At 67.3% G+C, this 16,535-nt stretch carries 17 protein-coding genes and 1 tRNA gene; 5 read left to right on the top strand and 13 right to left on the bottom strand.

Annotated elements, in window-relative coordinates; genetic code table 11:
* Positions 1-87: 87 nt before the first annotated feature.
* The 6 genes from WDC82_RS05890 to WDC82_RS05865 form a co-directional block, all read right to left on the bottom strand.
* Positions 88-906, bottom strand: a complete 819-nt coding sequence (locus WDC82_RS05890; RefSeq protein WP_340116326.1) for a gamma-glutamyl-gamma-aminobutyrate hydrolase family protein — start codon at positions 904-906, stop codon at positions 88-90.
* A gap of 92 nt (positions 907-998) precedes the next feature.
* Positions 999-1,673 (bottom strand): outer membrane lipoprotein carrier protein LolA, encoded by a 675-nt coding sequence (locus WDC82_RS05885; protein ID WP_340116325.1) that lies wholly within the window; start codon positions 1,671-1,673, stop codon positions 999-1,001.
* Positions 1,670-4,078, bottom strand: coding sequence for a DNA translocase FtsK 4TM domain-containing protein (locus WDC82_RS05880; protein ID WP_340116324.1), 2,409 nt, complete (start codon positions 4,076-4,078; stop codon positions 1,670-1,672). Before WDC82_RS05880 ends, WDC82_RS05885 begins: the two co-directional genes overlap by 4 nt.
* Before the next feature lie 3 nt (positions 4,079-4,081).
* Positions 4,082-5,332: an aminotransferase class I/II-fold pyridoxal phosphate-dependent enzyme gene (locus WDC82_RS05875; protein ID WP_340116323.1), complete on the bottom strand. Its 1,251-nt coding sequence runs from the start codon at positions 5,330-5,332 to the stop codon at positions 4,082-4,084.
* Positions 5,333-5,645: 313 nt separating this feature from the next.
* Complete coding sequence (gene amt / locus WDC82_RS05870; protein ID WP_340116322.1) at positions 5,646-7,004, bottom strand: ammonium transporter; 1,359 nt, start codon at positions 7,002-7,004, stop codon at positions 5,646-5,648.
* Between the two features lie 26 nt (positions 7,005-7,030).
* Positions 7,031-7,369 carry a P-II family nitrogen regulator gene (locus tag WDC82_RS05865; protein ID WP_340116321.1) on the bottom strand — a complete coding sequence of 113 codons (339 nt, stop codon included), beginning with the start codon at positions 7,367-7,369 and terminating at the stop codon, positions 7,031-7,033.
* Positions 7,370-7,786: 417 nt separating this feature from the next.
* On the opposite strand from WDC82_RS05865, the gene WDC82_RS05860 reads away from it, so the two are divergent.
* Positions 7,787-9,130 carry an FAD-dependent monooxygenase gene (locus tag WDC82_RS05860; protein ID WP_340116320.1) on the top strand — a complete coding sequence of 448 codons (1,344 nt, stop codon included), beginning with the start codon at positions 7,787-7,789 and terminating at the stop codon, positions 9,128-9,130.
* Here the strand turns inward: WDC82_RS05860 and WDC82_RS05855 are convergent.
* From WDC82_RS05855 to WDC82_RS05830, 6 genes are all read right to left on the bottom strand, one after another.
* Positions 9,127-10,353 (bottom strand): Xaa-Pro peptidase family protein, encoded by a 1,227-nt coding sequence (locus tag WDC82_RS05855; protein WP_340116319.1) that lies wholly within the window; start codon positions 10,351-10,353, stop codon positions 9,127-9,129. The two genes, WDC82_RS05860 and WDC82_RS05855, sit on opposite strands and share 4 nt — an antisense overlap.
* Before the next feature lie 116 nt (positions 10,354-10,469).
* Entirely contained in the window at positions 10,470-10,874 is a 405-nt protein-coding gene (locus WDC82_RS05850; protein WP_340116318.1) for a DUF971 domain-containing protein, read from the bottom strand.
* Positions 10,867-11,049: a Trm112 family protein gene (locus tag WDC82_RS05845; RefSeq protein WP_340116317.1), complete on the bottom strand. Its 183-nt coding sequence runs from the start codon at positions 11,047-11,049 to the stop codon at positions 10,867-10,869. The genes WDC82_RS05850 and WDC82_RS05845 overlap by 8 nt, the downstream gene beginning before the upstream one ends.
* 22 nt (positions 11,050-11,071) lie before the next feature.
* Positions 11,072-11,740: an LON peptidase substrate-binding domain-containing protein gene (locus WDC82_RS05840; RefSeq protein ID WP_340116316.1), complete on the bottom strand. Its 669-nt coding sequence runs from the start codon at positions 11,738-11,740 to the stop codon at positions 11,072-11,074.
* Between the two features lie 13 nt (positions 11,741-11,753).
* Positions 11,754-12,692 carry a co-chaperone YbbN gene (locus tag WDC82_RS05835; RefSeq protein WP_340116315.1) on the bottom strand — a complete coding sequence of 313 codons (939 nt, stop codon included), beginning with the start codon at positions 12,690-12,692 and terminating at the stop codon, positions 11,754-11,756.
* A gap of 177 nt (positions 12,693-12,869) precedes the next feature.
* On the bottom strand, positions 12,870-13,430 hold the full coding sequence (locus WDC82_RS05830; protein ID WP_340116314.1) for a prolyl-tRNA synthetase associated domain-containing protein: 561 nt from the start codon (positions 13,428-13,430) through the stop codon (positions 12,870-12,872).
* 261 nt (positions 13,431-13,691) lie between these two features.
* On the opposite strand from WDC82_RS05830, the gene WDC82_RS05825 reads away from it, so the two are divergent.
* From WDC82_RS05825 to WDC82_RS05815, 3 genes are all read left to right on the top strand, one after another.
* A tRNA-Gly gene (locus WDC82_RS05825) sits at positions 13,692-13,766 on the top strand.
* A gap of 162 nt (positions 13,767-13,928) precedes the next feature.
* Positions 13,929-14,390, top strand: a complete 462-nt coding sequence (locus tag WDC82_RS05820) for a carboxymuconolactone decarboxylase family protein (protein ID WP_340116313.1) — start codon at positions 13,929-13,931, stop codon at positions 14,388-14,390.
* Entirely contained in the window at positions 14,377-15,291 is a 915-nt protein-coding gene (locus tag WDC82_RS05815; RefSeq protein ID WP_340116312.1) for a sigma-70 family RNA polymerase sigma factor, read from the top strand. The genes WDC82_RS05820 and WDC82_RS05815 overlap by 14 nt, the downstream gene beginning before the upstream one ends.
* Here WDC82_RS05815 and WDC82_RS05810 read toward each other — a convergent pair.
* Positions 15,288-16,199, bottom strand: coding sequence for a LysR substrate-binding domain-containing protein (locus WDC82_RS05810; protein WP_340116311.1), 912 nt, complete (start codon positions 16,197-16,199; stop codon positions 15,288-15,290). The genes WDC82_RS05815 and WDC82_RS05810 overlap by 4 nt on opposite strands.
* A gap of 71 nt (positions 16,200-16,270) precedes the next feature.
* Between WDC82_RS05810 and WDC82_RS05805 the strand changes: the two genes are divergently transcribed.
* On the top strand, positions 16,271-16,468 hold the full coding sequence (locus WDC82_RS05805; RefSeq protein WP_340116310.1) for a hypothetical protein: 198 nt from the start codon (positions 16,271-16,273) through the stop codon (positions 16,466-16,468).
* Positions 16,469-16,535: the final 67 nt, after the last annotated feature.

Genomic DNA, 16,535 nt, shown 5'->3' with positions numbered 1-16,535 from the left:
GGATTCCGGCAAACGCCAACGGTAGGGCGGGATTTCGCGGGAAAGCGCCGGCTTCGTGGTGGCTTTTCGCCGGATTCGCCGGCCCGATCAGGCCTGACCCAGCGCCGCGAGAGGAAATACGTCATCGGCAGGGCGGCCGGCCGCACGCGCGCGGGCGGCCTGGCCGAAGGCCTCGAACAGTTGGCGTGAGAAGGGGCTTTCCCAAGCCTTGTACTCCGGGTGCCACTGGACGCCGAGGGCAAAGGCTCTGGCGCCGGTGACACTGACCGCCTCCGGCGTTCCGTCCTCGGCTTCGGCTTCGACGGTCAGGCCCTTGGCGATACGGTCCAGGCCCTGCCAATGCAACGAGTTGACCATGAGGTCGCCCTCGATCTTCGCGGCCGCCGCCAGCCTGGCCAAGGGGCCGCCGGAACGCAGCTTTACCGGGTGGGCCGGTCCGTACTGGACGTCCAACTCGGGATGCTGCGGGCGTCGGTGGTCCATGCGCCCGGGCAACTCGTGGACGCGGATGTGAAGGCTGCCCCCCAGGGCGACGTTCAGTTCCTGGTAGCCGCGGCAGATTGCCAGCAGCGGCACCCCTTCTTCCAGCGCCAGGCGGATCAATGCCAGGCTGGTGGCGTCGCGCGCGGGGTCGAAAGGCTCGGCCTCTGCGCTTTCAACCTGGCCATAGTGGCTGGGGTGCACGTTGGAGGGGCTGCCGGTCATCATCAGGCCATCCAGGCCACGCACCAGGCGGCGCAGGTCGACCAGGTCCTCGCCCAACGAAGGGATCATCAGCGGCGCCACGCCGGCGGAGATCGCCAGGGCCCGCACATACTTATCGCCGACCGTGTGGAACGGCTGGCCGTCGACATCGCGTACGCAGGCAGGGACGCCGACCAGCGGCAGGGGTGTGCTTTTCGTCATGATCTTCTAGGTAACGCCGCCGCGCGAAGCTGACAAGCGCCCGCGAAGCGGGGCTGGGTTGCGCCGTCCCGCAGCCGCGCCGCCGCGCCGGGTCAGCGGTCGGGGTTGTTGCTGCCGCCGCGCCAGACCTCCAGGTCACCGTACTTGAAGAGGTCCTCGTCCACCTCTACGCCATAAACCGGATTCACCAGCGACACTTGGGTCTCAATGCCCTGAGGATCGGTCAGCTCCCACTTTTTCAAGGTCAGCGGCTCGTCACTGAAGATCAGCGTCACCTCGCCGCCGTCCGGGGATTCAGGATCGCGCAGGGTGACGCGCAGGGTGCCCAGCGCCTCTTCGATGCCGACGATGTCGACATTGTCGTCCAGGCGCACTTCCTCGCGGATCAGGAACCACAGCGGCGTCTCCCACAGCGGCAGGAAGGTCGCTTCCTTCAACTCCTCGTCGTAGTACAGCAGCGACAGTCCGTTGGCGATGATCAGCACCGGGCTCGGCGGGTCGTAGTCGAAGCGCAGATGTCCCGGCCGGTCGAGGTACAGCTCGCCTTCCGCATAAGCACCATTCGACGACACCTGGACGAAGCGCGCCTGCATGGTCTTGATATCGTTCAGGTAGCGCTCGACGCGCGTGACTGTCGCCACCTCGTCGGGCGACAGGGCGGCAAGCTGAACCGGCTCCGCGCTCAGCGCCGGCGCCGCCATCATGCAGAACATACCGGTCAGCGTGCCCAGCAGGCGCCGCCGCAGTTGATCGTACGGCCGCTTCATATGTCGCCGCCGCCCGGCGGCAGCACTTCGCGCTTGCCCACGTGGTTCGCGGCCGTGATCAATCCTTCTTCCTCCATGCGCTCGATGATCCTGGCGGCGCGGTTATAGCCGATCTGCAGGTGGCGCTGGACGAAGCTGGTGGAGGCCTTGCGGTGCTGCAGAACCACAGCCACCGCACGGTCGTAGAGCTCGTCGCCGCTGCCTTCGCCGCCCATGCCACCGCCGCCGGCCCCGTCAAAATCCATTTCGCCGTCGTCGGTGATGGCATCGATGTAGGAAGGGTCACCCTGCTTTTTCAAGAAGGCAACGATGTCTTCCACTTCCTGGTCGGTGACCAGCGGGCCGTGCACGCGCTGGATGCGCCCGCCCTGGGCCATGTAGAGCATGTCGCCCTGACCCAGCAACTGCTCGGCGCCCTGCTCGCCCAGGATGGTTCGGCTGTCGATCTTCGAGGTGACGTGAAACGAAATACGCGTCGGGAAGTTCGCCTTGATGGTACCGGTGATGACGTCGACCGAGGGGCGCTGGGTGGCGACGATCAGGTGAATTCCGGCGGCGCGTGCCATCTGCGCCAGGCGCTGGATCGCCGCTTCGACGTCCTTGCCGGCGACCAGCATCAGGTCGGCCAGTTCGTCAACCACGACGACGATCAGCGGCAGCGGGTCGAGGTCGAAGGGCTCTTCCTCGTGAATCGGTTGACCGGTCTCCGGATCGAAGCCGGTCTGCACCTTGCGGGTCAACACCTCGCCTTTGCGCCGCGCCTCTTCGACGCGCGCGTTGTAGCCTTCCAGATTGCGTACGCCCAGACGCGACATGGCGCGATAGCGCTCCTCCATCTCGCGCACCGTCCACTTCAGGGCGACCACCGCCTTTTTCGACTCGGTGACCACCGGCGCCAACAGATGCGGAATGCCGTCGTAGACGGACAGCTCCAGCATCTTCGGGTCGACCATGATGAACTTGCACTGGTCGGGGCCAAGGCGGAACAGCAGCGACAGGATCATCGCATTGATCGCCACCGATTTGCCCGAACCGGTGGTACCAGCGACCAGCAGGTGCGGCATGCGTGACAGGTCGACCAGCGACGGATTGCCGCCGATGTCCTTGCCCAGCACCAGCGGCAGCTTGCCGCCGTTCTTCTCATAGTCTTCCGAGGCCAGCAGCTCGCGCAGGTAAACCGTCTCACGCTTGGCGTTGGGCAGTTCGATGCCGATGACACTGTCGCCTGGCACCACCGCGACGCGCACCGAAACGGCGCTCATCGAGCGGGCGATGTCGTCGGCCAGGCCGACGACGCGGCTGGTCTTGGTGCCCGGCGCCGGCTCCAGATCATAGCGCGTCACCACCGGACCGGGGCGCACCTTGACGATCTCGCCCCGCACGCCGAAGTCTTCCAGCACGCTCTCCAGGATGCGCGCGTTCTTCTCCAGGGCATCGCGGTTCAGGCCGTCGTTGCGCCCGGCGTCCTTCGGCAGGTTCAGCAGGGTGAGCGCCGGCGTCTCGTAGGCACCGGTCGAGCCGAGGTCGAAGCGCCCTTGCTGGGCGGCGCGGGCGCGCTTGCCCGGCTTGCTGGGCCGCCGCGGCGTCGCCACCAGGTCGACGTCGTCTTCGTCATCGGCCGGCGCGCGGGCGGCGCGCGGTCCCACCGCAACAGGCAGGTCGTCTTCGTCTTCGTCATCGATGTCGAGCACCGGCTCCAATCGCTGGCGCTCGCGGCGCGCGGCGGCGCGGGCCTCGCCGGGCTCCACCGCGTTGCGCCGCTCGAGGGCGCTGGCGATGCCACGGCGCGCACCGCCGAACATCCAGGCGGCGCCGCCGCGCAGCACGCGCCATTCGTCGGCAGTCAGACCAAGCGCGAAGAACAGCGCGGCAAGACCCAGCGGAAAGGCGATCAGCGCCAGCAGCCAAGCCGGCAGGCCTAGGAAATCGCCCAGGTTATACAGCACCAGGTCGCCGACGAAGCCGCCCAGCTTGTTGTCGAGCGGCCAGGTCGACGGGCGCGGCAGCGATTCCAGCGCCATGGCCAGCAGGATGAGGCCGGCGGGGAACGCGGCGAGGCGCCACCACCAGCGGGTCGGCATCTCGCGCTCGCGCAACAGGCGCCAGCCCCAGGCGAAGATCACCAGCGGCGCCAGAAGCGCGGCCATGCCGAGCGATTGCATCATCACATCGGCGCTGTAAGAGCCGAAGCGTCCCAGCGGATTGCCCACCGGCCCGCCGGTGGAATCGTTCCACGACGGATCCTGCGGATGATAGGTGAGGCAGGCGATCAGCAGCGCGAAGGCGGCGACGGCGAGCACGAAGCCGGCCAGTTCGATGCCCCGCTTCTTGAAGAACTCGTGCGTGCCGCTGGGCAGCAGGGTGGTGCGTCCGTCGCTCGCCGAGCTGTTGCCGCGTACCGCCATCGCTCAGCCTTCCGCCGCGGCGAGCGGCTGCTCGGCATCGCGCGCGCCGACCCAGTCGCCGAGCGTCTGGACGATGCGGTTGAGGCCTTCTTCCGTGGAGGCGGCATCGTAGACCAACGCGACGCGGATGTAGCGCGCGCCGGGATTGACGCCGTCGGGGCCAGGCTCGGCCATGTAGCCGCCGGGCAGCACGCGCACGCCGGCTTCGCGCCACAGCTTCAGCGCCGCGGCCTCGCCGTCGCCGACATCGAGCCACAGGAAAAAGCCGCCGGCGGGCTGGCGAAAGCCGAAGCGGTTTCCAAGGATGCGTTGGGCCAGCGCGAAGTTCTGGCGGTAGTAGTCACGGTTGGCCTCGACGTGCGCCTCGTCGCGCCACAGCCGCGCGCCGGCCGCGAGAATCGGATGCGACACGCCGGCGCCACCGACGCGCAGGGCGACATCCAGGCTGTCGATCAACGCCGCGTCGCCGGCGGCAAAGCCGCAGCGCAGACCCGGCGCCGAGGAACGCTTGGACAGCGAGTGGAACACCAGCAGGTGATCGAGCGATCCGCCGAGGTCGATGGCCGCCTCGAGGGCGCCCGCTGGCGGCGTCTCGGCATAGATCTCCGAATAGCACTCGTCAAAGCCGACGACGAAGTCATGACGGCGGGCGAGATCAATGAGGCGTGCCAGATAATCGCGCCCGGCAGCGGCGCCCTGCGGATTGGCCGGCGAATTGAGGAAGCAGAAGGCGGCGCGCTTCAGCAGCGCCGCATCGAGCGCGGCGTAGTCGGGCATGAAGCCGCTTGCCGCGGTCGCCGGCACGAAGACCGGCTCGGCTCCGACGGCCAGGGCCGACCCGGCGTAGACGTGATAGAACGGGTTGGGCAGCAATACCACTGGGGGTTCCGCGGCGTTGCCGTGCTTCAGCTGGTAGTCTTGCACCGCCGCGACCACGGCGAAGAACAGGCCCTCGCGGCTACCGGGCAGCGGGAGGATGTGCTTGGCCTGATCGATCATCCCGGCCGGCAACGCGTAGCGCCCGGTCAGCCAGTCGGCGCAGGCGCCGCGGTAGGCTTCGGTTCCGCGCGGCGGCGGATAGCTCGACCAGGTCGCGGCGGCCTTGGCGATCTCCTCGGCGACAAAGGCGGGCGGCTGGTTCTTTGGTTCGCCGATCGACAGCAGGATCGGCTCGGCGCCGGGGGGATGGGCATCCAGCAGCCGGCCCAGCCGGGCAAAGGGATGGAAGCTCTGAAAGCTGCGGCGGTTGGGCAAAGCGCGTCGGTTCCGTTGGTGGTCCGTGGTCATCCCCGCATCGGCGGGGGGCGCCTGTTGTCGCAGGGGGCGGTACGAAGCGCAAACGAATCCAGGGGATTCTAGCCCGCCCTCCCCGGGCGCGACAAGCCTTGCCCAGGGTCGTCCCCAGGTCTGTATAAGGCTCAGGCGTCAGCGACCCTAGGCCTGAATTAAGGCAAAAAAAGGGGCCTGGGAGCGAAGGCTCCCAGGCCCAGTTTGGCAGAGGATAATCGCGTCCTGGAAGGGCTCGATTATCAGGCGGGTTTCAGAGAAACCCGATCAGAGAGGCTCCTCAGAGAGACTGCGAGCCGTGGCCGAACTCGGGATAGGCTTCCATCCCCAGTTCCGCCTTGTCGAGACCCATCTCCTCGGCTTCCTCATCAACCCGAAGACCGATGGTGTACTTCATGACCAGCCAGACGATGGCGCTGGTCACGATCATGAACACGCCGATCGCTATGATGCCCGTGATCTGTGCGACCAAGCTGCCGCCGCCGAAGATGCCGACCGCCAGGGTGCCCCAGATGCCGGCCACCAGGTGGGCGGAGATGGCACCGACGACATCGTCGACCTTCAGCTTGTCGATCAGTGGCACCGCGAAGACGACCAGCGCGCCGCCGATACCGCCGACGATCAGCGCCAGGAAGTGGTTCTGCAGGTCCGGGCCGGCGGTGATCGACACCAGGCCGGCGATCGCCCCGTTCAGCGCCATGGTCAGATCGATCTTCTTGTAGAGGATCTGCGTGAGGATCATGGCGACCACCACGCCGGCGCAGGCCGCCAGGTTGGTGTTCACGTAGACGATGGCGATGGCCGCGGCGTCGAGGGCCGAACCCAACGCCAGCTGCGAGCCGCCGTTGAAGCCGAACCAGCCGAGCCACAGGATCAGCGTGCCCAGTGTGGCCAGCGGCAGGTTGGCGCCCGGCATCGGGTGCACCGCGCCGCCCGGGCCGAACTTGCCTTTGCGCGGGCCCAGGATGATGGCACCCGTCAGCGCTGCCCAGCCGCCCACGGAGTGGACGATGGTCGAGCCGGCGAAGTCGGAGAAGCCGGCCTCGCTCAGCCAGCCGCCGCCCCAGGTCCAGGAACCCTGGATCGGGTAGAGGAAGCCGGTGAGGATGACCACGAAGATCATGAACGGCCAGAACTTGATGCGCTCGGCCAGGGTGCCCGAGACGATCGAGGCGGCGGTCGCCACGAAGACCATCTGGAAGAACCAGTCGGACATCACCGAGTAGCCGTTGTCGACCACGGCGGCGATCAGCTCCGGTGTTGCCTCGTCAGCGTTGATCAGCGCGAGTTCGGCGTCGCTGGTGTTGTAGAGGAAGCTGAACGAGCCGTAGTAGCTGCCGACGTCGACGTACATCAGGTTGTAGCCGATGATGTAGTAAAGGATGCCGGCGATGGCGTAGAGCGCGATGTTCTTCAGGCAGATCGTCGCGGTGTTCTTGGTGCGCACCAGGCCGGCTTCCAGCATGGCGAAACCGGCGGCCATCCACATGACGAGGAAGCCGCTCACCAGGAACGAAAAGGTGTTGAAGACGAAGGCCGTCTCGGCGGAAACCTCCGCGCGGGCCGGCGCGCTGGCCAGAGCCACGGTCACGAGCGCGAGGCTGCCCAGCCCCAGCTTGTGACCGATTGAAGTGCCCATAACTCTCATTTTCCCTAGATCCCCTCTCACAGAGCCTCGGCGTTGGTCTCGCCGGTGCGGATGCGCACGGCGTGACCGACATCGAGCACAAAGATTTTCCCGTCGCCGATCCGGCCGGTGTTGGCCGAATTCTGGATGGTCTCGACCACCTGGCCGACGGCATCGTCGGTCACCGCGACTTCGATTTTCACCTTGGGAAGAAAGTTCACCGAGTATTCCGCCCCGCGGTAGATCTCGGTCTGGCCCTTCTGCCGGCCATACCCTTTCACTTCGCTGACCGTCAGGCCCTCGATCCCAATACCCGTGAGTGCTTCTCTCACATCATCCAGCTTGAACGGCTTGATGATGGCCATAACCATCTTCATGCGCCGGTTTCCCCTCTTCCTCATCGCACCGGTATCGCTTGGCGAAGCGGCCCCCCGGTGCAGTTGAACCACCTGCCGGACCTGAAGTCCGAACCTCGGCCGCCGCCCCAGCGGACGCCGGCTCCTGGCCTCCTAGAGTCAAGAAGCGTGCCAATCCGCATCGCTTGCATGAAAATGACCGGAATCCGCCATTTGGGGGTAGACGCGCCGCTTCACCTGCCCGAAACCTGATCGTTCGCACGCGCCTATTTTTTGGGCAAAGCTTAACAGAAGGTCAAAATTTGTGCAGTGCGGCACGCGGTCTGGTCGAACGGGTGGCGGCGGCATGGCGTCTGCGACAAGCCGCGGCTGGACAAGCGGGCCGGCGGTGTTAATCCTGGCGCTACGCGAGACTTCTCAGGGCTTTAGGAGGACGGCATGGCCGCAAGAGATGCTGGGCGGGACCGGGACGCAGAGGTGCTGGTCGCCGGCGGCGGCATGGTAGGCCTCGCCTTCGCCATTGCCCTGGCCGAGGCCGGCGTCGAGGTGGTGGTGGTCGACCGCCTCGATCCGGCGCAGCAGCGCGACGAAGCCAACGACGGCCGCTCCTCCGCGATCGCCCGCGGCTCTCAGCAGGCGCTGGCCGTACTCGGTCTGTGGGACGGCATGGCGCCGGCGGCCGCGCCGATCATCGACATTCGCATCTCCGACGGGCTGCCCTATCCAAGCGGTTTGCGGCCCCGTCGCCCGGGCGGCAGTTCGGCGCTGCACCTGCACTTCGCGTCCGCGGAGGTGGCGGAGGAAGACGACGCGCGGCCGCACCATCGGCCTTTGGGCTACATCGTGGAGAACACGGCGATCAAGCGCGCCAGCCTCGACCGCGCCCGCGCGGTGACGGCCATCGATCCCGCCAAGCTCGATTTGCGCGCGCCGGCCGACATCGCCGAATTGCAGCGGCGGCCCGGCGGCGTCACCGCGCGGCTGTCCGACGGCAGCACCATCCGCGCCCGCCTGGTCGTCGCCGCCGATGGGCGCCGCTCGGCGACACGCGAAGCCGCCGGCATCAGGATCATGGAAATCGACTACGGCCAGACCGCCATCGTCGCCACCGTGGCGCACGAGCTGCCGCACGACGGCGTGGCGCACGAACACTTCCTGCCGTCGGGACCCTTCGCCCTGCTGCCGATGACAGACGCCAAGGACGACGCGGGCAAGGTGGTGCACCGCTCCTCGCTGGTGTGGACGGAAAAGCGCGGCCTGATCGCCGCGATGATGGCGCTGGACGAGGACGCCTTCGCGCTGGAACTTCAGCGCCGCTTCGGCAACTCCTTGGGGCAGCTTTCGCTGTGGGGCGGACGGCGCTGGAGCTATCCGCTGACCCTGCTGCACGCCGAACGCTACATCGACACGCGCCTCGCCTTGATCGGCGACGCGGCGCACGGCATCCATCCCATCGCCGGCCAAGGCCTCAACCTCGGCCTGCGCGATGTCGCCGCGCTCGCCGAGTGCATCGTCGATGCGCGGCGCCTCGGCCTCGACATCGGCAGCGCGACGGTGTTGGAACGCTATCAGCGCTGGCGGCGGCTCGACACCATGGCGCTGATTGCCGCTACCGATTCCTTGAACCGCCTGTTTTCCAACGACCTGCCGCCGGTGCGCCTGCTGCGCGACCTCGGCCTCGCCGCGGTGAACCGCATGCCGCCACTGAAGCGCTTTTTCATGCGCCACGCCATGGGGCTGGTCGGCGACCTGCCGCGCCTCGTAAAGGGCGAGGCCCTTTAGACCTCGCGGCCCAGCAGCGCTTCTTCGTAGGGGAAGTCCGAGAGCAGCTCGACGCCGGTCTCGGTCAGCAGCACCTGCTGTTCCAGTTTCACGCCCTCGCGGCCGCCTTCCTCCCCGATGTAGCTCTCGACGCAGACCGCCATCCCCGCCTCGAAGACACCGTCGTAGCCGGCGGCCTGGAAGTCCTGCAGATAAACGATGCCGGGATATTCATCGCAGAGCCCGACGCCGTGCACGACCACGGAGTAGCGGTTGGCCGCGCAGCGCGGCGGCAGTTGCCAGGCGCGCTCCGCCAGCTCGCGAAAGCTGAGGCCGGGCTTCAGCAGGTCCATGTTGTACTGGATCTGCTCGGTGGCGAGGCGATAGAGCCGGCGTTGCTCGTCGCTGGGCTTGCCGTCGCCGGCGAGGAAGCAGCGCGAGACATCGGCGCAGTAGCCGTAGGGGCCGATCATGTCGGTATCGAAACTTATCAGGTCGCCTGCTTCGATGACTCCGTCGCCGCATTCGTGGAACCAGGGATTGCTGCGCGCACCGGCGGCCAGCAGGCGCGTCTCGATCCACTCGCCGCCCTCAGCCGCGTTCACCTGGTTGAGGATCGACCACAACTGGTTCTCCGTCATGCCGGGGACCAGTGCCGCGCGCATCGCCGCCATGGCTTCGCCGCAGACCGCGACGGAGGCCTTCAGGCAGGCGATCTCCTCCGGTCCCTTGAGGCGGCGCGCCAATTCCATCACCTCCTGGCCGTCGTGCAGTTCGATGCCCAGCGCATTCAGCGCCGCGACGCCCAGCGGCTCGCACTTGTCGATGGCGAGGCGCCGGTTGCCGCCGCCGTGCAGCGCGACCAGCTCGGCGATCTCCGCCGCCCAGCGCTGGGCGAACTCGGCGCAGCGGTCTCCGGCGGCGAAATAGAACCAGCCGGTCGCCGGGCGCACTTCGGCGATGACCCGGTTGCCGGCCGACAGATGCGCGCAGTTGTGGAAGTCGAACAGCACCACCGGCCCGTCGGTCGGCACGAAGACGTAGCGCACCGCGTTGTGCAGGCACCACACCTGCATGTTCCTGGCGTCGCAGGCGTAGCGGATGTTGATCGGGTCGTAGAGCAGCACGCCGGCGTAGTCGCGCGTCTTCAACTCGTCACGCAGACGCCGCAGGCGCCAGGCGCGCAAGGCTTCGAGATCAACGCTCTTTTCGCTGCGGGCGCGAAGCGCGCTGTCGGGCGCCATGGGCCGGTCTCCCTCTCGTCGTGGGGACTTCAGCTTGGCACAGAGGGACGGCATGTCTTGCCGCCCGGCGACTTCGGCCGTGGCGGATTTGGATCAGCGTTCAGGGGTTCAGAAGCTCAAGGGTCGCGGCTCAGGCCCTTTGCCGCCAAGGCGTCGAGATAGGCCTGCCACAGGGCGTCCTTGTCGCGGCCCAGGCGGTAGAGGTACTGCCAGGAGAAGATGCCGCTGTCGTGCAGGTCGTCGAACTTGATGCGCACCGCGTAGTTGCCGACCGGCTCCACTTCCATGATGCCGACATGGCGGCGCCGGGCGACGATCTGCTTCTGGCCGGGGCCGTGGCCCTGGACTTCGGCCGAGGGGCTCTCGACGCGCAGCAGCTCAGCCGGGTAGGTGAAGGTCTCGCCGCTGTCGAAGCTCACCACCAGCCGCTTCTCGGCGGAGAGGTAGCGGATCTCCGTCGGCCAGTGCTCGGTCTCGAAGGCCTGCGCGGAGTCTTCGCGGAGGCTCTTGGATTCAGTCATCGATTTGGCGGGCCTCGTCGACCAGCATGATCGGGATGCCGTCGCGGATCGGATAGGCCAGCCGCGCCTGGCGGCTGATCAGTTCCTGTGCCTTCGCGTCATAGTCCAACGGCCCCTTGGTCAACGGGCAGACCAGGATCTCCAGCAGCTTCGGATCGACAGGGTTGTGGCTCATCTCGTTGCTTTCTCCGCTGCGGTCAATGGCGCTTGGCGTCACCTTCGCCGTCGCGCCCGCCGCTGTCGTGAGTCGCCATTTCCATGATGGCGGTCAGCGCCTTGGCGCGCTCGGTCAGGGTCATCGATTCCAGCAGCGCCTGCTTTTCCGGCGCGCCCAGCGGACAGATCATCGCCAGCGAGGTGACCAGGCGCTCGTCGCCGGTCTGCTCGATGGCTTCCCAGTCGCCCTCGATGGCGTTGGCTTCGAAATAGGCACCCAGCACTTTCATCAGGTGGTCGCGGTCGATGGCGCTGCAGTCCTCTTCCATGTCCTTTTCGAAGCGTGCGTAGTCCGGCTCGACCTGGCGGTAGCTGCCGGATGGCAGTTCGCGCGCAACGTCGAAACGGATGAGGCCGGACAGCGTAACGAGGTAGCGCCCGTCATCGGTCTCGGTGAACGAGGTGATGCGTCCGACGCAGCCGGTCTCGTAGACCTTGGGCGCCGCCTCGCCGCGGCCGTCCTCGCAGGGCTGGATCATGCCAATCAGGCGATGGCTGCCCAGCGCATCGTCGAACATGGCGAGGTAGCGCGGCTCGAAGATGTTGAGCGGCAGGCGCCCGCCCGGCAGCAGCAGCACGCCTTCCAGCGGGAAGATCGGCAGGACCCGCGGCAGGTCCTTGAAGGCCGGATCGAACGCGGTGCGGCTCATGGGCGCCAACGGATCAAGCGAACAGCAGCGAGGACAGGCGGCGCCGCGTCTCGATGGTCAGCGGGTCGGTCGGACCCCAGGCCTCGAAAAAGGTGACCAGCTGCCTGCGCGCGCCTTCCTCGTTCCATTGGCGATTGCGCCGGATGATCTCCAGCAACTCGTCGGCGGCGGCCTGACGTTTGCCCGCACCGTGCAGCGCCATGGCGAGGTCGAAGCGCGCCTGGAAGTCGTTGTGGTCGGCGGCGACCTTCTCCATCAGCTGTGGGATCTCGCCGGCATCGGCCGCCTGCTCCTGCAGGGCGATCTGCGCGGCGACCGAGGCAAAGGCGGGATTGGCGCGCATCTTGTCGTCCAGGGCGTCGTACATCTCCCGCGCGGCGGCGACGTCGCCGACCGCCAGGTTGCAGGCGATCAGGCCGGCCAGCGCCTCGGCATTCTCTTCCTCGTGCTGCAGCACCTGCGCGAAGAGGGCAGAGGCAGTCTCGGCATCGCCGGCCTCCAGCGCCGCTTTCGCCTGTTCGATGGCCTGCTCGACGGGGCTCGGTCCAGCGCCGGCGGCGCCGGCCTTGCGCAGGCGCTCGACGAAGGCCTTCAGTTCGCTTTCCGGCTGCGCGCCCTGAAAGCCGTCGACCGGCTGACCCTGGAAGAAGGCGTAAACCGTCGGGATCGACTGGATGCGCAGCTGGCCGGCCAGCTGCTGGTTCTCGTCGACATTGATCTTGACCATGCGTACGGCGCCGCCGGCGGCCTTGACGGCGCTTTCCAGCTGGGGCCCCAGCTGCTTGCAGGGGCCGCACCAGGGCGCCCAGAAATCGACGATCACCGGCACCGTCATCGAAGCCTCGATGACATCCTGCATGAAAGTCTGCTGGCTGCTCTCCTTGATGACGTCTGCGCCGGCCTGCTGCGGGCCGCCGCTCATGCCGCCAGGGCCGCCGATGATGGGTTCCATAGAAATCGTTCCGTTCGTCTGCTGATTGACGGTGTAACTGGTTCGCTGTGACCGGTTCAGGGTGACCGCCAGGAGCCGCCGACGGGCGGCCTCTGGCGCTTAATCTACACCATAAATGGCGGCTTTCGGCCCGGAGGGCAAGTCCACCTCCTTGATTACCGCGCCGTGCCTTGCGGCCTAGTCCATGTCCAGCATCTGGGGGGTGTGGCCCTCGGCTTCCAGGAAGCGGACCAGGTCGCCTGGCCCCAGCGCGGTGGTCATGGTGTTGACCAGCGGGTGGCAGTTCACCGGGTCCTGCTCCAGGACGCCGCTGTCCAGTACCATGGTCACGTCGCCGCCCTTGTCGTTGATGACGGCGAAGGGAGTGACGGCGCCGGGCCGCACGCCCAGATAGGTCATCAGGCGCTCGGCGCTGCCGAAGGACAGGCGCCCGGCATCCAGCTTGTCGCCCAGCGCCTTCAGATCCACCTGGCGGTCCTCCAGACAAGTGACCAGCCACATGCGGCCCTTCTTGTTGCGCAGGAAAAGGTTCTTGATGTGGCTGCCGGGCAGCTCGCCGCGCAGCGCCTTGGCCTCCTCCACCGTAAAGACCGCCGGGTGGCTGACCGCCTTGTAGGCGATGCCCAGGGCGTCCAGCCGGGCGTGCAGCGCCTCGGGGCTGGTCGGCAGTCCGGCTGCGTCAGCTTCGTCGGCCAGAGCTTGGCCGGCTGGGGCTTCTTTGGAGGAGGTCTCGGACATCGCAACTGGCCTCGTTTCTGGCACCGTCGTGTACAGCAAGGGGCCGTAGCAGACTGGCGGCCCTTTGTCACCCTGCGGGCGGGCCGTGGGGCGAAATTTGCAATGAGGCACGGCCCTTTAAGGCTTGCGTAGCAAAAGCCGGTTAACCTCGGCGCCGGTGCCTGGGCTGGTACCTGGACAGCCGCCCCGGTAACGCCGCTTTGCGGGGCAAAGAGGGACTTGCAATGTCCAGCGAAAGCGGGTATCCACCCGCTCTCCGGTGCGGGCGTAGCTCAGGGGTAGAGCACAACCTTGCCAAGGTTGGGGTCGTGAGTTCGAATCTCATCGCCCGCTCCAATTCCCTCCTCTGGGAGGGGTAAAATGCGAAAAGGCGGCCTTTCGGCCGCCTTTTGCGTTTTCGGGACCTCTCGTCGGGAAAAATTCGCCCGGGCATGTCACATGCTGTCCCGCCGTCTCGTCTTGAGAGTATCCACCCTCTTGAAGACAATGGAGACGACCATGATCCCGCGCCTTGAGACCCCGCACAAAGCCGCCCCCGAAGCCATCAAGGCGATGATGGCGCTGGAGGCGGCCCTGCAGAAGAGTGGACTGGAGCACAGCCTCATCGACCTGGTGAAGCTGCGTGCCTCCCAGATCAACGGCTGCGCTTTCTGCATCCACATGCATTCGACGCACCTGCGCGAGGCCGGCGAGAGCGAGATGCGCCTCTACATGCTGAACGCCTGGCGCGAGTCCTCCCTCTACAGCGAGCGCGAGCGGGCCGCCCTGGCCTGGACCGAGTCGCTGACCCGCCTTGCCGAAACCGGCGCGCCCGATGCCGACTATGCGCTGGTGAAGGCCCAGTTCAGCGAGGCGGAGCAGGTGAACCTCACCCTGCTGATTGGCGCCATCAACGTGTGGAACCGGCTGCAGGTCGGCTTCCGCGCGGCGCATCCGGTCGATGCCCGTGACGCGGCCTGACGCCGCCACGGACGTCTTTCAGGCGCAGCGGCCGCGGCTGCTGCGCCTCGCCTATCGCATGCTCGGCTCGCTGGCCGAGGCGGAGGACATCGTGCAGGAGTCCTGGCTGCGCTGGCAGCGGGCCGATCGCGGCGCGGTCGCGGCGCCGGCGGCCTATCTCAGCCGCACGGTGACGCGGCTCTGCCTCGACGCCATGAAGTCCGCGCGCGCCCGGCGCGAGACCTATGTCGGTGCCTGGCTGCCCGATCCTCTTGCCGATGCTGCCGCCGTGCCGGAGGACGAGACGATGCGCCTCGATGAACTCACCTATACCCTGATGCTGGCGCTGGAACGCCTGTCGCCTTTGGAGCGCGCCGCCTTTCTGCTGCACGACGTCTTCGGGCTGCCCTCGGGCGAGGTCGCCGAGACACTGGAGCGCGACGCCGCCGCGGTACGACAACTCGCCGCGCGGGCCCGCAAGCATGTCCGGGCGGCGCGCCCGCGCTATCCGGTCGCCCGCGAAGAGGGCGAGCGCATCGCCCGCGCCTTCTTCGCCGCTTCCACCAGCGGTGACACCGCCGCCCTCAGCGGCCTGCTGGCGGAAGACGTGGTGCTGATCTCTGACGGTGGGGGCAAGGTAATCGCCTTCCGCAACCCAATCCTGGGGATGCAAAGGGTCCTGAGGCTCTTCGCCGGGCTCTACCGCAAGCACGCGCAGCTGCCGACCACCTTTGTGCGGCCGCTGTGGATCGACGGCCTGCCCGGCTTCCTCAGCCGCGCGCGGGGCGACGTGCTGCAGACCACGGCTCTGGAGATCGTGGAGGGGCGCATCGCCGCCATCTATGTCACCCGCAACCCGGACAAGCTCACCCACATCGCCGACGCGATGGGGGAAGCCGGATCGCCGACGCGTTCGCACTAGGCACCTGAGGTCGCTTCGCCGCCCTCGGCGAAGGCCGCGAACTCTTCGCGCAGCCAGGCTTCGAACTTGCGCACCTTAGCGGATTTCGGGCGTTGCGCGGAGGTCACCAGCCAGTAGGCATCGCCGGTCCTGTGCCGGCCGGGAAAGGGCGCCACCAGCTGGCCATCGGCGATGGCATAAGCGGCCAGAGTCGGCCAGGCCAGGAACACGCCCTGCCCGGCGATAGCCGCCTGCAGGCAGAGCGCGGCATCGGAATAGACCGAGCCGTCGGTCAGCGGCAGGCCGCTCAGGCCCTCGGGGCCCAGCCAGGCTTCCCAGGTGAACATGGCGCCGCGATCGCGCAGCACGGGCAGCCGGGCGAGGTCCGCAGGCGCCTTCAGCGTCGCGGCGAGCCCTGGGCTGCAAACCGGGAAGACCACTTGGTCCAGCAGGTGCGCGGCAGTAACCGCGGGCCAGTCGCCCCGGCCGATGCGCACAGCCAGGTCGATATCGGAATGATCGAGATCGACCAGTTCGGTGGAGGCGTCGATGCGCAGCTTCAGTTCCGGGGCGGCGGCACTGAAGCGGCTGAGGCGTGGCACAAGCCACTTCGCGGCCAGGATAGGCGGCACCGATACCGTCAGCGTGCCGGCGGACTCGCGCCGGCCGAGCGCCGCCGCCGCCGCAAGATGACGGAAGCCCTCATGCAGATGGGCCAGCACCAGGCGGCCGAAAGGCGTCGGCTGCAGGCCCTTGGGGCTGCGGACGAAGACGGGATGGCCCAGCTCGGCCTCGGCTTTCAGCACCTGCTGGCTCACCGCGCCCAGGGACACGCCCATTTCCTCGGCGGCGGCGGTCAAGCTGCCCAGACGACCGGCGGCCTCCACCGCCCGCAAGGCATTAAGGTGCAGGCGGGACAGCTCACTCATATAGAAATTCTAAAGGATGCTTGCGACAAACAGCAGTGAATTATGGCGTTCTCTATTTCATTCTTATAGCCATGACATGGCCCCTGCAGATTTTCTCGCTGCGCTGGCGCGCTTTCCGCGAGGCCTTCCGAACCCCGAGTCGGGCAGGTCGCCTGGGTGCCGACGCCGTCTGGCGGCGCGATCCCCTGGCGCACCCGGCCTTGCGGACGATGTCGCAGCGCGAACTGGGCGATCTGCCCTTCAATCGCCACAGCATCACCGGCGACTGACGAATCCCCTGGCCATTCACCCGTCCTGGGTGCGCCCCTTCCTCTCCACTCGTTCTATCGTTTACAA

This window comes from Pelagibius sp. 7325 (assembly GCF_037652055.1).
Classification (GTDB): Bacteria; Pseudomonadota; Alphaproteobacteria; order Kiloniellales; family Kiloniellaceae; genus Pelagibius.
This window is presented reverse-complemented; position numbering and strand designations above follow the sequence as displayed.